The sequence below is a fragment of the Arthrobacter sp. D1-29 genome (assembly GCF_054130585.1).
On record NZ_CP096383.1, the window covers coordinates 3,124,208 to 3,137,512 of the forward strand.

The 13,305-nt window shown below is 64.3% G+C and carries 9 protein-coding genes; 3 read left to right on the plus strand and 6 right to left on the minus strand.

What is annotated here, in order from left to right; genetic code table 11:
• Nucleotide 1: 1 nt before the first annotated feature.
• Nucleotides 2–3,331: an isoleucine--tRNA ligase gene (gene ileS / locus M1E17_RS14105; protein WP_457962639.1), complete on the minus strand. Its 3,330-nt coding sequence runs from the start codon at nt 3,329–3,331 to the stop codon at nt 2–4.
• Nucleotides 3,332–3,694: 363 nt separating this feature from the next.
• Between ileS and M1E17_RS14110 the strand changes: the two genes are divergently transcribed.
• Together M1E17_RS14110 and M1E17_RS14115 are read left to right on the plus strand one after the other, a co-directional pair.
• Entirely contained in the window at nt 3,695–4,741 is a 1,047-nt protein-coding gene (locus tag M1E17_RS14110; RefSeq protein ID WP_457962640.1) for an endonuclease/exonuclease/phosphatase family protein, read from the plus strand.
• A 95-nt stretch (nt 4,742–4,836) separates the two neighbouring features.
• Nucleotides 4,837–5,871, plus strand: a complete 1,035-nt coding sequence (locus M1E17_RS14115) for an endonuclease/exonuclease/phosphatase family protein (RefSeq protein WP_457962641.1) — start codon at nt 4,837–4,839, stop codon at nt 5,869–5,871.
• A 61-nt stretch (nt 5,872–5,932) separates the two neighbouring features.
• Here the strand turns inward: M1E17_RS14115 and M1E17_RS14120 are convergent, their stop codons facing one another.
• Complete coding sequence (locus M1E17_RS14120) at nt 5,933–6,721, minus strand: SDR family oxidoreductase (RefSeq protein ID WP_457962642.1); 789 nt, start codon at nt 6,719–6,721, stop codon at nt 5,933–5,935.
• An 80-nt stretch (nt 6,722–6,801) separates the two neighbouring features.
• On the opposite strand from M1E17_RS14120, the gene valS reads away from it, so the two are divergent.
• The gene (gene valS, locus M1E17_RS14125) at nt 6,802–9,420 is read left to right on the plus strand and encodes a valine--tRNA ligase (RefSeq protein WP_457962643.1); all 2,619 of its coding nucleotides are present in this window, start codon (nt 6,802–6,804) and stop codon (nt 9,418–9,420) included.
• A 361-nt stretch (nt 9,421–9,781) separates the two neighbouring features.
• Here valS and M1E17_RS14130 read toward each other — a convergent pair whose 3' ends face one another.
• The 4 genes from M1E17_RS14130 to M1E17_RS14145 all read right to left on the minus strand — a co-directional run bounded on the left by M1E17_RS14130 (nt 9,782) and on the right by M1E17_RS14145 (nt 13,259).
• Complete coding sequence (locus tag M1E17_RS14130; protein WP_457962644.1) at nt 9,782–10,396, minus strand: mycothiol-dependent nitroreductase Rv2466c family protein; 615 nt, start codon at nt 10,394–10,396, stop codon at nt 9,782–9,784.
• 87 nt (nt 10,397–10,483) lie between these two features.
• Complete coding sequence (gene clpX, locus M1E17_RS14135) at nt 10,484–11,764, minus strand: ATP-dependent Clp protease ATP-binding subunit ClpX (RefSeq protein ID WP_267275379.1); 1,281 nt, start codon at nt 11,762–11,764, stop codon at nt 10,484–10,486.
• Between the two features lie 174 nt (nt 11,765–11,938).
• The gene (locus tag M1E17_RS14140; protein ID WP_267275380.1) at nt 11,939–12,598 is read right to left on the minus strand and encodes an ATP-dependent Clp protease proteolytic subunit; all 660 of its coding nucleotides are present in this window, start codon (nt 12,596–12,598) and stop codon (nt 11,939–11,941) included.
• Between the two features lie 37 nt (nt 12,599–12,635).
• Nucleotides 12,636–13,259, minus strand: coding sequence for an ATP-dependent Clp protease proteolytic subunit (locus tag M1E17_RS14145; protein ID WP_267279230.1), 624 nt, complete (start codon nt 13,257–13,259; stop codon nt 12,636–12,638).
• Nucleotides 13,260–13,305: the final 46 nt, after the last annotated feature.

The following is a 13,305-nucleotide window of genomic DNA, read 5'->3' on the forward strand; positions in this document are numbered from 1 at the left end:
CCTAGGCCTCTACTTTTTCGACGGTGATCTGCAGTTCGGTGTCATCCCCGCTGGAGGACAGGTGGAGTTCTACGGTGAGAGTTTCGGCGACGACCAGGTTTTCGTTTGCCTTGATGGCTTCCACCATGTTCCTGGGTGCCTGGATACTCGTCCGGATCCGGTCGCTGACGTTCAGCCCGGCGTCCTTGCGTGCCTGCTGGATGGCGCGGACCATGTCGCGGGCGATGCCCTCAGCCTCAAGCTCCGGGGTGACCTCGGTGTTGAGGACCACAAAACCTCCGCCGGGAAGCACGGCGGCAGCCCTGGTGGCAGGACCAGTACCGGCGGCGGATTCCGCCACCACGGTCTCCAGCGTGTATTCCTGCGGTTCCAGTTCCAGTCCGCCGGCCGTGACAACGCCTGCTTCTGAGACTGACCAGTCGCCGGACTTGGATCCCTTGATGGCCTGCTGGACGTTTTTCCCGAGGCGCGGACCCGCTGCCCGGGCATTCACCACGAGCTTCTGCTCAATGCCGAACTCCTCGGGTGAGGCGTTCTCGGCGTCGAGCAGCCGGACCGAACGGATGTTCAGTTCTTCGGCGACGACGGCGGCGAAGCCTCCCAGCGCATCAGCGCCGGGTGCCACCACGGTCAGCTCCTGCAGTGGGAGGCGGACGCGGAGGTTGGCAGCCTTGCGCAGCGAAGATCCGGTGGAGCAGATCTGCTGCACCCGGTCCATTGCTTCGACCAGGGCGGGGTTGGCCGGGAACAGGTCCGCATCGGGCCAGTCGGCGAGGTGCACGGAACGCCCGCCGGTCAGGCCCCGCCAGATTTCCTCGGAGACCAGGGGCAGCAGCGAGGCAGCCACGCGTGAGACGGTTTCCAGCGCCGTGTAGAGGGCGTCGAAAGCGTCAGCATTCTCGTCGAAGAAGCGCTGGCGGCTGCGGCGGACGTACCAGTTGGTGAGCATGTCCAGGTAACTGCGGAGTTCGTCGCAGGCCCCCGAGATGTCGTAGCTGTCCAAATGCGCTGTGACGTTGCGGACCAGGTCGCCGGTGTTGGCCAGCAGGTACTGGTCAAGGGTGTCCTGGTAACCGTCGTAGCGCAGGGCGGCGTCGTACCCTTGACCGCCGTTGGAGGCATTCGTGTACAGCGTGAAGAAGCTGTAAACGTTCCAGAGCGGCAGGATGACCTGACGGACGCCGTCGCGGATTCCCTGCTCGGTGACCACCAGGTTACCGCCGCGCAGGATGGGGCTGGCCATCAGGAACCAGCGCATGGCGTCCGAGCCGTCACGGTCCAGGACCTCTGAGACGTCCGGGTAGTTGCGCAGGCTCTTGGACATCTTCTGCCCGTCAGAGCCCAGCACAATGCCGTGGCTGATGACGTTGCGGAAGGCCGGCCTGTCGAACAGCGCGGTGGAGAGGATATGCAGCATGTAGAACCAGCCGCGGGTCTGGCCGATGTACTCCACGATGAAGTCGGCCGGGTTGTGGGTATCGAACCAGGCTTCGTTCTCGAAGGGGTAGTGAACCTGGCCGTAGGGCATCGATCCGGAGTCGAACCAGACATCCAGCACGTCCTCGACCCGGCGCATCACGGATTGCCCCTCCTCGGGGGTGCGCGGATCGTCCGGGTTGGGCCGGGTCAGCTCATCGATGAAGGGCCGGTGCAGGTCAACCTGGCCGTCCTTGTTCAGCGGCAGGCGGCCGAAATCGGCCTCGATCTCTGCAAGGGAACCGTAGACGTCGGTCCGGGGGAACTCAGGGTCGGAGGACTGCCACACCGGGATGGGACTGCCCCAGTAGCGGTTGCGGCTGATGGACCAGTCGCGGGCGTTGGCCAGCCACTTGCCGAACTGGCCCTCCTTGACGTTGCCGGGGATCCAGTTGATTTCCTGGTTCAGTTCGGACATCCGGTCCTTGAACTTGGTGACCTCCACGTACCAGGAGGACACGGCACGGTAGATCAGCGGATTGCGGCAGCGCCAGCAGTGCGGGTAGCTGTGCTCGTAGCTTGCCTGCCGGACCAGCCTTCCCTGCGCCCGAAGGACCTGGGTGATGGGCTTGTTCGCCTCAAAGACCTGGAGGCCGGCGATGTCATGCAGGTCGCCGTGCTTGAACAGCGGCAGGAACTTTGCTCCTTCGTCCACCGACAGCACCACCGGGATACCGGCCTCTTCACAGATCTTTTGGTCATCTTCACCGTAGGCCGGCGCCTGGTGCACGATGCCGGTGCCGTCGGTGGTGGTTACGTAGTCGGCCGGCAGGATGCGCCAGGCGTTCTGGGTACCGAACTTCTCGGTGTCGCTGAAATCGTGCCAAAGCGGCTCGTACTGCAGACCCTCAAGCTCCGCACCGGTGTGCGTGGACGTGACAGCGGCTGCGGCGGCGTCGAAATCGTCGTAGCCGAGATCCTTGGCGTAGGTGCCCAGCAGATCAGCGGCCAGCAGGAAGCTTCCGGTGACGGGAGCCTCCGGCGAAGCGGCCTTGATCCCGTGCGGGCCGGCAGGAAGCACCGCATAAGTGATTCCAGGTCCGACGGCGAGCGCCAGGTTGGTGGGCAGCGTCCAGGGTGTGGTGGTCCAGGCGAGCGCCTGGACCCCTGCCAGCTCTTGCGAGAGCGCTGACGCTCCGGCTGTGATGGGGAAGGTGACGGTGACTGTCTGGTCCTGCCGGTTCTTGTAGACGTCGTCATCCATGCGCAGTTCATGGTTGGACAGCGGCGTCTCGTCCTTCCAGCAGTACGGCAGCACGCGGTACCCGTTGTACGTCAGGCCTTTTTCGTGCAGCTGCTTGAAAGCCCAGAGCACGGACTCCATGTACTCGACGTTGAGGGTCTTGTAGTCGTTCTCGAAGTCAACCCAGCGTGCCTGGCGGGTGACGTAGCTCTTCCATTCATCCGCGTACTTCATCACCGAAGCGCGGCAGGCGTCGTTGAACTTGTCGATGCCCATGGCCTCGATCTGGGTCTTGTCCGTCATGCCCAGCTGCTTCATGGCCTCCAGCTCGGCGGGCAGCCCGTGGGTGTCCCAGCCGAACCGGCGTTCGACGCGCTTGCCGCGCTGGGTCTGGTAGCGCCCCACCAGGTCCTTGGCGTACCCGGTGAGCAGATGGCCGTAGTGCGGCAGGCCGTTGGCGAACGGCGGGCCGTCGTAGAAGACGAATTCGTTGCTGCCGGGCTCGCCGCCGGGGGCGTCGGCGCTTCGCTGGTCGATGCTGGCCTGGAAGGTTCCATCCTGGTCCCAGTACTTCAGGATGCGCTCTTCGATCTCCGGGAACTTCACGGAGGCGGGCACGGTGGCCGCCGCGCTGGCGGGAGCTGAGGCTGAGGCCTTGGGGTAATACGTCATTCTCGACATCCTGGGTTGAGCTGATGAACACATGTTCCGTTCAGGATGCGAGGACGGCCTCGGTGCTGTCCTGGGACTGCACGCTGACCGCGGTACCACCTCACTTACCGGTAACCCCCCCACGAAAGGGGACTGCCTACCGGCCGCTCATTACTGCTGTGACGGGCTTACCCGTCCGGTTCTACTGACGCTGCGGGCCAAACCGGCCCGGAACGCGTTCTTCCGGAAGCTCACCGGTGATAGCCGGGTCATAGCCAAGTTCGAGTCTACTATCGCCGGGGCGTCCACCGCCATTCCTTGGCAGGGCTCAACTGTGACCGCGGAACCGTTGGAAGTGCGGGCCGGGCCACCAATAATGGGGGGATGGAGAGCGGCGGCACTCACAGGCGGCGACAGCACCGCCGCAGCAGTGCCTTCTGCTGGTTCATAGCCGCCCTCCTGTGCCTGCCAGGCGCGGGCCTGACAGCAATGCGGCTGGTGCCATGGGACATCGGCACGCCATGGATCCAGCTCCTGTCCCTGCTTCCGGCAAGCGTGATGGTGACACTGACGGCCGCCATGCTCGCGCTGCTGGCCGTTTGGCTGGACTTTCGACGCAGCACGACCATTCTGGCTGCGGCGGTGGCTGGTGTGCTGGTGGTGCAGCTTGGCATGGTCCTGCCCCGGGTCCTTCCGGCGGGCGGAACAGGGGTGGAAGCGGCGGCGCAGGCTGCCAACGCGGACTCAGGCCGCGAGCTGACGGTGATGGCCCTCAATGTGGGGCCCCCGGGGGTTGACGCCAAAGGAGTCCTGGCCGAGGCCCGGGCCCGGAAAGTTGACGTGCTGGCCCTGCCCGAGCTGGCCCATGCCAGCCTTGAGGCCCTGGAACAGGCGGGCTTGGCAGCCGATTTCTCCCACCGCGCGCTGGACGTTGACTGGGCAGGCACGGGCAGCGGCATCTTCTCCCGCTTCCCATTGCAGACCGTGGAGCGTGTACCGGGCAGCGTCTTCTACCAAAGCCGGGCGGTGGCAACTGTTCCAGGTGGCGGGCAAGCCCTGCATCTCACGGCCGTGCACATCGACTCTCCGCGCCCGGGCCACACGCCCTACTGGCGCGCGGAACTGCGGCAGCTGGGCGAACTCCGGCGGGATCTGCAAGGGTCTCCGCCGATCATCCTGCTGGGTGACTTTAATGCCGGGCATGATCATCGCGAATTCCGCGAACTGCTGGATACGGGGCTGACGGACGCCGCCGCGTCCGCGGGCAAAGGACTGGCCCCCACCTGGCCGCAGAACAGCCGGGTTCCGCCGTTTGTGGCACTGGACCACGTGCTGGTCAGCCCGGGTATCTCGGTACTGTCGTTCGAGACCGTGAAGATTGCAGGAACCGATCACTCCGCTGTCGTGGCCACCTTGAGGCTCCCCCGGTGACTTAGCACGAGCGCCGCATGCACCCGCTGACCGCACGCGGGCGCCGTATGCAGAGCCGGTGCAGTGTGATGGCCACGGCTGCCTAGACTCTGTGCATGACTGTTTCCACCCGGGTCCGGGCAAAAGCACGCCCCGCAGCGCTCTTCAGCTGGTTGTCGCTCGTGGCCGGTGTCCCCGTGGCGGTCCTCTCAGTCTTCCGGGCCGTTCCTGCCGAATGGCCGGTTCTGGTGGTCCAGGTGCTGTCCTTCACGCCCTGGCTGGCGCTTCCCGCTGCGGTATCGCTGCTCTTTGCTCTCCTGGGCAGGCGCCGCTGGCAGCAGGCGCTGGCGGCGCTGCTCCTTGGCTGCCAGGCGTTTTGGCTCTTCCCGTTGGATGCCGGCCGCCCCGCGGCCGAAGCAACCGGGGCCAGCGTTGAACTGAAGGCCATGACCATCAATTCCGAGTACGGCCAGGCCGACGCCGCCGCCATCGTGCGCCTTGTCCGGGAGCACGGCGTGGGCCTGCTGACTGTCCAGGAGCACTCCCAGGACCTGCAGGACCGGCTGTCAGCTGAGGGCCTGGACGTGCTCCTGCCGCACAGGATCAGCGACCCCACTGACGACGCAGCGGGCAGCGCGGTGTACTCGATCTTCCCCCTGGAGCAGGTGGGCCTGATTCCGGACACACCCTTCAAGATGCCAACGGTCCGCCTGACAGCCCGCAACGGCGCGTCCGTAGCGGTGCTGGAAGTGACAAATGTCCATACCCTGCCGCCGGTTGACCACCGGGTTGACCAATGGCGCAGTGATCTTGCGGCCTTGGGAAGGGCGGCGGAACGTCCCGGCAACAGGCTCCTGATCGGTGACTTCAACGCGACCTTTGACCATCCTGAGTTCCGTGAACTGCTGGCTGCCGGGCATCGCGGAAACGCCAGCCCCGGTGAAAATCAGTCCGGGCTCGTCGATGTTGGTGTCGCGGCCGGCTCAAGGCTGGTCCCCACGTGGCCCATGGACGGCCCCAAGCTTCCAGGCATCACCATCGACCACCTGGTGACCAGCCCGGGCATGGGCAGCTCCGGTTATGAGGTCCACCCGGTGGAGGGAACGGATCACGCGGCAGTCCTGGCCACTCTCGCCATCCCCGCCACCTGACCGGTTCCTAGCTCATCAGCATCCGTAGGCTCGTCAGCCCGCGTCAGCCCGTCAGGCCGCGTCAGCCCCTGCGGATAATTTTGTGGTTGGCGGCCTGGGCAACAGGCCTGATCACGATCTGATCGAGATTGACGTGATGCGGGGCGCTCACGGCGTACCGCACCACATCCGCTACGTCCGCGGCGGTCAGGGGTTTCTCCACGCCTTGGTAAACCTTTTCGGCGGCCTGCCGGTCACCGAGCCGGTTCAATGCGAATTCCTCTGTCTGCACAAGGCCGGGAGCCACCTCGATGACGCGGACGTTGTGCTCTGCTTCCTCGAGACGGAGCGCCCCTGTCATGGCGTGCTGGGCAAACTTCGCTGCGTTGTAGCCGGCGCCGCCCTCGTAGGCCACCAGGCCGGCGGTGGACGTCAGGTTCAGGACGGTTCCTTCCCCATTGGCGCGCAGCATCGGCAGGAACGCCCGGGTGAGTTTCATGGTGCCCAGCACGTTGACCCGGTACATCCACTCCCAGTCCTCACTGCTGGCCGCACCCACGGGATCGGCACCCCTTGCTCCGCCGGCGATGTTGATCAGCGTTCCGATGCCTCCTGCCTCCGTCACGCGGGCCAGCAACTGCGCAACGTCACCGTCTTCGGTGATGTCAGCAGGAATCGCGACGGCGCCTGTTTCGGTTTCCAGGGCGGCAAGCCTTTCGGCGCGGCGTGCCACGGCGAAGACCGTCCAGCCGTCGGCCCTGAGCGCCTGCACTGTCGCCTCGCCGATGCCGGTACTGGCGCCCGTGACTACGGCCGCCCTGTTCTGCGCTGCCCTGTCCTGTGCTGTCATCTCCTGGAACTCCTCAGTCATGGCACCCAGAGTAACGGCATCAGCGGGCTGCGGCAGGACCACCGTGCTGCGGGATGAAGAGACCGTGAAACAATTGGCAAATGGCTGAAACACATCAGGGTACAGACACGCCCTCCACCGCCCCTATCAACGTTCCGGACAAGCCCGCCCTCGAAGGGCTCGAAGCTGCCCTCACGCAGCGCTGGCTTGCCGAAGGGACCTACAAGTTCGACCCGGACACCACCCGTGATCAGGTCTACTCCATCGACACTCCCCCGCCCACGGCGTCGGGATCGTTGCATGTAGGTCACATGTTCTCCTACACCCAGACCGACGTGCTGGCCCGTTACCAGCGGATGATCGGCAAGAACGTCTTCTACCCGATGGGCTGGGACGACAACGGCCTGCCCACGGAACGCCGTGTACAGAACTACTACGGCGTGCGGTGCGACCCAGCCATCGCCTACAACGCCGACTACCGTCCGCCGGCCCAGCCCGCCAAGAACCAGCGCGACTTCGACGTCGTCTCGCGCCGGAACTTCATCGAGCTGTGCGAGGAACTTGCCGTTGAGGACGAGAAAGTCTTCGAGAACCTGTTCCAGACGCTTGGCCTGTCCGTCGACTGGGCCCTCACGTACCGGACCATTGACGAGAACTCCCGGGCAGTCTCCCAGCGCGCCTTCCTGGCCAACCTGGCCGCCGGTGACGCCTACATGGCCGAAGCCCCCACGTTGTGGGATGTGACGTTCCGTACCGCGGTGGCCCAGGCAGAACTGGAAGACCGCGAAGTGGCCGGCGCCTACTACCGCTATCCGTTCTTCACAGAGGACGGCGAAAAGATCTACATCGAAACCACCCGCCCCGAGCTGCTGGCCGCCTGCGCCGCCCTGGTGGCCAACCCCGACGACGAACGGTACCAGGCGCTGTTCGGCAAGAAGGTCACGTCCCCAGTCTTCGGTGTTGCGGTTGAGGTCATGGCCCATCCGCTGGCCAAGGCAGACAAGGGCTCCGGCATCGCCATGGTGTGCACCTTCGGCGACCTGACCGACGTGACCTGGTGGCGTGAACTGCAACTTCCAACGCGGGCCATCGTGGGCCGCGACGGCAGGATCGTCGGCGAGACGCCTGACTGGATCACCACCGACGCCGGCCGCGAGGCCTTCGCCGCCATCGCAGGCAAGACCGCCTTCAGCGCCAAGGAAGCAGTGGTGGAGCGCCTTGCCGCGGAGGACCTGCTCGACGGCGAGCCCAAAAAGATCATGCACCCGGTGAACTTCTACGAAAAGGGCGACAAGCCCCTCGAAGTGGTCACGTCACGGCAGTGGTACATCCGCAACGGCGGCCGGGACGAAGACCGGCGCGAACGCCTGATCGCGCGTGGGCATGAGATCGACTTCCATCCTGCCTTTATGCGTTCGCGTTACGAGAACTGGATTGCAGGCCTGAACGGCGACTGGCTGGTCTCCCGCCAGCGCTTCTTTGGCGTGCCCATCCCCGTCTGGTACCCGCTGGACTCCGACGGCAACCCGAACTACGACGCCCCGATCGTGCCGTCGGACGAGCAGCTGCCGGTAGACCCGGCCGCTGATGCTGCGCCTGGCTTCGAGGAGGCGCAGCGTGATGTGCCGGGCGGCTTCACCGGCGACGCAGACATTCTGGATACCTGGGCCACGTCCTCGCTGACGCCAAAAATCGTGGGCGGCTGGAGCCGGGACGAGGAACTCTTCGCCAAGGTGTTCCCGTTCGACCTTCGTCCGCAGGGCCACGACATCATCCGCACCTGGCTGTTCTCTTCCGTGGTGCGCGCCGACGCCCTCGAGAACTCCGCGCCTTGGAAGCACGCAGCCATCTCCGGCTGGATCCTGGATCCGGACCGGAAGAAGATGTCCAAATCCAAGGGCAACGTGGTGGTACCCACCGACGTCCTGGAAGAGTACGGCTCAGATGCTGTGCGGTACTGGGCTGCCTCAGCCAAGCTTGGCGCCGACACGGCCTATGAGATTGCCCAGATGAAGATCGGCCGGCGCCTGGCCATCAAACTCCTGAACGCATCCAAGTTCGTCCTGAACCTCGGAGCCACGGAGGACTCAGTCCTCTCCGGCGACCTGTCGGTCCTGACCAACCCCCTGGACCGTGCGGTGCTGGCCCAGCTCGCGGACGTTGTGCGCCAGTCCACCAAGGCCTTTGAGAACTATGACTATGCCCGGGCCCTGCAGATCACGGAAAGCTTCTTCTGGCAGTTCACCGATGACTACGTGGAGCTCATCAAGGACCGCGCCTACGGTGCGGCGGGCGAGCAGGAGCAGGCATCAGTGCTGGCTGCCCTGGCCACCAGCCTGGACACCCTGCTCCGGCTGTTCGCCCCGTTCCTGCCCTTCGCTACAGAAGAGGTGTGGAGCTGGTGGCGCAACGGCTCCGTACACCGCGCCCAGTGGCCGGCTGCTGTGGAGATCGACGGCGACACCACCCTGCTGGCCACCGTCGGCACGGCGCTGAGCGGCGTGCGCAAGGCCAAGTCCGAGGCGAAGGTCAAGCAGCGCACGGAGGTCCTGTCGGCAACCATCACTGCCACGGAATCCCTGACCACCCAGCTCAAGGCCGGGCTGGGCGACCTGAAGGCTGCCTCCAATGCCCGCGAACTGACGCTTGTCGCCGGCGACGGGGAACTGACTGTCAGCGACGTTGTCCTGGCACCGGCCGAGGGAACCGTGCCCGCCTGACCGCGCCGGCCTGATCCAGGCCAGCCACCCTGTTTCAGGGCAAAGGGGAAGCCCCATCAGCGTTTTGCCGTTGGTGGGGCTTCGACTTTTCGGCCATCCGGTGACGTCTTTGATGGTCTGGCAAGCTCCTCAGATCTTCAGGTCTTCCTACCTCGTCACTGGTAGCTTGTATCCGGCTTTGCCGATGGCTGCGTCGGATACATATCACTGAATCTTTGGTTCTTGCGTCCCTCTTCTTTCGAAGTGGGTAAGAACCATTCTGGTCCCGTGCATGTGGATGCGCAAGAGCCCCGGGAGAACTACAACAGAGTAGTTCGTGCCGGGGCTCCCGCGGCCGTTCAACCGCTCCCCAAGCGCGGCTTCAGTCGAACTGGGGGCGCTCGGTGCGGCTGCGCTTGATCTCAAAGAAATGCGGGTAGGAGGCCAGGGCAACCGTGGCGTCCCACAGCCCGCCGGCTTGCTCGCCGCGCGGGATGCGGGTCAGGACCGGCCCAAAGAAGGCAGTACCGTTGAAGGCCACCACCGGCGTCCCGACATCCTGGCCCACCAGGGAGATGCCCTCTTCGTGGCTGGCCCGGAGCTGGGCATCGTAGGCATCTGTCGCGGCAGCCTCGGCCAGCCCGGCGGGAAGGCCGCATTCAGCCAGCGCCTTGCTAATGACGATGCCGTAGTCCTTCTCGCCACCCTCATGGATCTGGGTGCCCATGGCATCGTAAAGTTCTTTGATGACGCTGTCGCCGTGCTGTTCCTTGGCCGCGATGATGACCCGAACCGGTCCCCAGGCCTTGTCCATGGCTTCACGGTACCCAGGGTCCAGCTCGCGGCCTTCGTTGAGGACAGCAAGGCTCATGACGTGCCAGACGGTCCTGATGTCGCGGACGTCTTCCACTTCGCCGATCCAGCGGGACGTAATCCAGGCGAAGGGGCAGATCGGATCGAACCAGAAGTCAGCCTGGTTGGTGGCAGTTTCAGTCATGGGTAATTTCCTCCGGGGACGCGGACGGGACACAGTGGAGACGCGGGATGGACGTCAGAGCGGCCGCTGGAACTCGCCGCGGCTGGGTCAGGCTGATTTACGGCGCTTCGTTTCATGCGGAATCATGGTGGGCTCAGCCTTGCTGAGCACCACGTCAGCGGTGATGACGACGCTGGCGACGTCCTCGCGGCTCGGAAGGTCGAACATGACCGGCAGCAGGACTTCCTCCATGATGGCACGCAGGCCGCGGGCACCGGTGCCGCGCTCAAGGGCCTGATCGGCGATGGAGTCAAGGGCGTCGTCGTCGAATAGCAGCTCGACGCCGTCGATCTGAAACATCTTCTGGTATTGCTTGACCAGGGCGTTCTTGGGTGTGGAGAGGATCTGGATGAGGGCTTCGCGGTCCAGGCTGGATACCGTGGTGATCACTGGCAGCCGGCCGATGAACTCCGGAATGAGACCGAACTTCAGCAGGTCCTCCGGCATTACCTCACCGTAGGAGTCCACCTTGTTGCTGGCATCGTTGAGCGGGGCTCCGAAACCGATGCCCTTGCGCCCGGAGCGGGATCCGATGATCTCTTCCAGGCCCGCGAAGGCTCCCGCCACGATGAACAGGACGTTGGTGGTGTCGATCTGGATGAATTCCTGGTGCGGATGCTTCCGGCCGCCCTGCGGCGGTACGGACGCAACGGTGCCTTCGAGGATCTTCAGGAGCGCCTGCTGGACGCCTTCCCCGGAAACGTCCCGGGTGATGGACGGGTTTTCGCTCTTGCGGGAAATCTTGTCGATCTCATCGATGTAGATGATGCCCTGTTCGGCCTTTTTGACGTCGTAATCCGCGGCCTGGATGAGCTTGAGGAGGATGTTCTCCACATCCTCGCCCACGTAGCCGGCCTCGGTCAGTGCGGTGGCGTCGGCCACCGCGAACGGCACGTTGAGCCGGCGGGCAAGCGTCTGCGCCAGATACGTCTTGCCGCAGCCGGTGGGGCCGATCAGGAGGATGTTGGATTTGGCGATTTCGACGTCGTCGTGGTGGCCGCCGTCGGCGAGGCTGCCGCTCTTCGGGGCGTGGCCCGCCTGGATCCTTTTGTAATGGTTGTAGACGGCGACGGCGAGGGAGCGCTTGGCAGGTTCCTGGCCAATGACGTATTCCTGCAGGAAGTCGAAGATCTCGCGGGGCTTGGGCAGTTCAAAACTTCCCAGATCGGCGACTTCCGCGAGTTCTTCCTCAATGATCTCGTTGCAGAGTTCAATGCATTCATCGCAGATGTAGACACCGGGCCCGGCAATGAGCTTCCGCACCTGCTTCTGGCTCTTTCCGCAGAAAGAACACTTCAGCAGATCCGTGCTCTCGCCAATCCGAGCCATATGTGAACCCCTTAGTATCTTGCTGCCAGGCAGCTTTGCACCGTTGCTGGAATCAAGACCGCCTGGGAGGACCGCCATGACAACATCCACTCTAAGTCACTTTGGGCACCAAGGGTGGAAAGCGAAGGCCGGTGCGGCCTAAATGAAGTGGGCCGCACCGGCGCGAAGCGATGATTACCTGGTAATCGCCTGCGGCTTGATCTTGCGTGAATCAAGCACCTGGTCAATCAGGCCGTAGTTCATGGCCTCCTCTGCCGTCAGGATCTTGTCGCGCTCGATGTCGTTGTTGACCTGCTCAGAGGTCCGGCCCGAGTGGTGCGCCAGGGTGTCCTCAAGCCAGGAACGCATCCGCATGACTTCCGCAGCCTGGATCTCCAGGTCTGACGCCTGGCCGCCCTGGCCGCCGGAGAGGGCAGGCTGGTGGATGAGCACCCGTGCGTTCGGAAGGGCCAGGCGCTTGCCCGGCGTTCCTGCCGCGAGGAGGACCGCCGCAGCACTGGCAGCCTGGCCCAGGCAGACCGTCTGGATCTCGGGGCGGATGTACTGCATGGTGTCGTAAATCGCTGTCATAGCGGTGAAGGAACCGCCCGGCGAGTTGATGTAGAGGGTGATGTCGCGGTCCGGGTCCGTGGACTCCAGGACCAGCAGCTGGGCCATGACGTCGTCAGCGGAGGCATCGTCCACCTGGACACCGAGGAAAATGATGCGGTCCTCGAAGAGCTTGGTGTAGGGGTCCTGGCGCTTGAAGCCGTAGGGCGTGCGTTCCTCGAACTGGGGAAGTACGTAGCGGCTGGTCGGAAGGTTACCGGCAGTCGATCCGAAGTTGTAGGTCATTTTGTTGCTCCTGATCTGAGTTTTCGAAAGTGCCGGGTTATTTCTCGGATGCCGATTCACCTGATGATCCGTTGGCGGTTCCGCCGCCGCCGGAGACGGAACCGGCGTGGGCCGCAATCTTGTCAAAGAAGCCGTATTCGAGGGCCTCGGTGGCCGTGAACCACTTGTCACGGTCGTTGTCCTTGAGGATGGTCTCCACGGTCTGGCCGGTCTGCTCGGCGGTAAGGTCCGCCATGACCTTCTTCATGTGGAGGATCAGTTCAGCCTGGATCTTGATGTCCGACGCGGTACCGCCGATCCCGCCGGAGGGCTGGTGCATCAGGACGCGGGCGTTGGGTGTGGCATAGCGCTTGCCCTTGGTGCCGGAGGAGAGCAGGAACTGGCCCATGGATGCGGCAAGCCCGGTGGCGACTGTCACGACGTCGTTGGGAATGAACTGCATGGTGTCGTAAATGGCCATGCCTGCCGTGACGGAACCGCCGGGAGAGTTGATGTAGAGGTAGATGTCCTTTTCCGGATTCTCGGCGGACAGGAGCAGCAGCTGGGAGCAGATGGCGTTTGCGTTGTCATCGCGCACCTCGGAGCCAAGCCAGATGATCCGTTCCTTGAGGAGGCGGTTGTAGATGTAGTTATCCTGGGTTGCCGGATCGACAGTGGCCATCCGTGGGGCCTCGGGGTGCTGTGACATGTGTACTTACCTCTCGCTG

Excerpts from the sequence above, each read along its gene's own strand:
- ileS (WP_457962639.1), bottom strand. The coding sequence starts at position 3,331 with ATGACGTATTACCCCAAGGCCTCAGCCTCAGCTCCCGCCAGCGCGGCG.
- M1E17_RS14110 (WP_457962640.1), top strand. The coding sequence starts at position 3,695 with ATGGAGAGCGGCGGCACTCACAGGCGGCGACAGCACCGCCGCAGCAGT.
- M1E17_RS14115 (WP_457962641.1), top strand. The coding sequence starts at position 4,837 with ATGACTGTTTCCACCCGGGTCCGGGCAAAAGCACGCCCCGCAGCGCTC.
- M1E17_RS14120 (WP_457962642.1), bottom strand. The coding sequence starts at position 6,721 with ATGACTGAGGAGTTCCAGGAGATGACAGCACAGGACAGGGCAGCGCAG.
- valS (WP_457962643.1), top strand. The coding sequence starts at position 6,802 with ATGGCTGAAACACATCAGGGTACAGACACGCCCTCCACCGCCCCTATC.
- M1E17_RS14130 (WP_457962644.1), bottom strand. The coding sequence starts at position 10,396 with ATGACTGAAACTGCCACCAACCAGGCTGACTTCTGGTTCGATCCGATC.
- clpX (WP_267275379.1), bottom strand. The coding sequence starts at position 11,764 with ATGGCTCGGATTGGCGAGAGCACGGATCTGCTGAAGTGTTCTTTCTGC.
- M1E17_RS14140 (WP_267275380.1), bottom strand. The coding sequence starts at position 12,598 with ATGACCTACAACTTCGGATCGACTGCCGGTAACCTTCCGACCAGCCGC.
- M1E17_RS14145 (WP_267279230.1), bottom strand. The coding sequence starts at position 13,259 with ATGGCCACTGTCGATCCGGCAACCCAGGATAACTACATCTACAACCGC.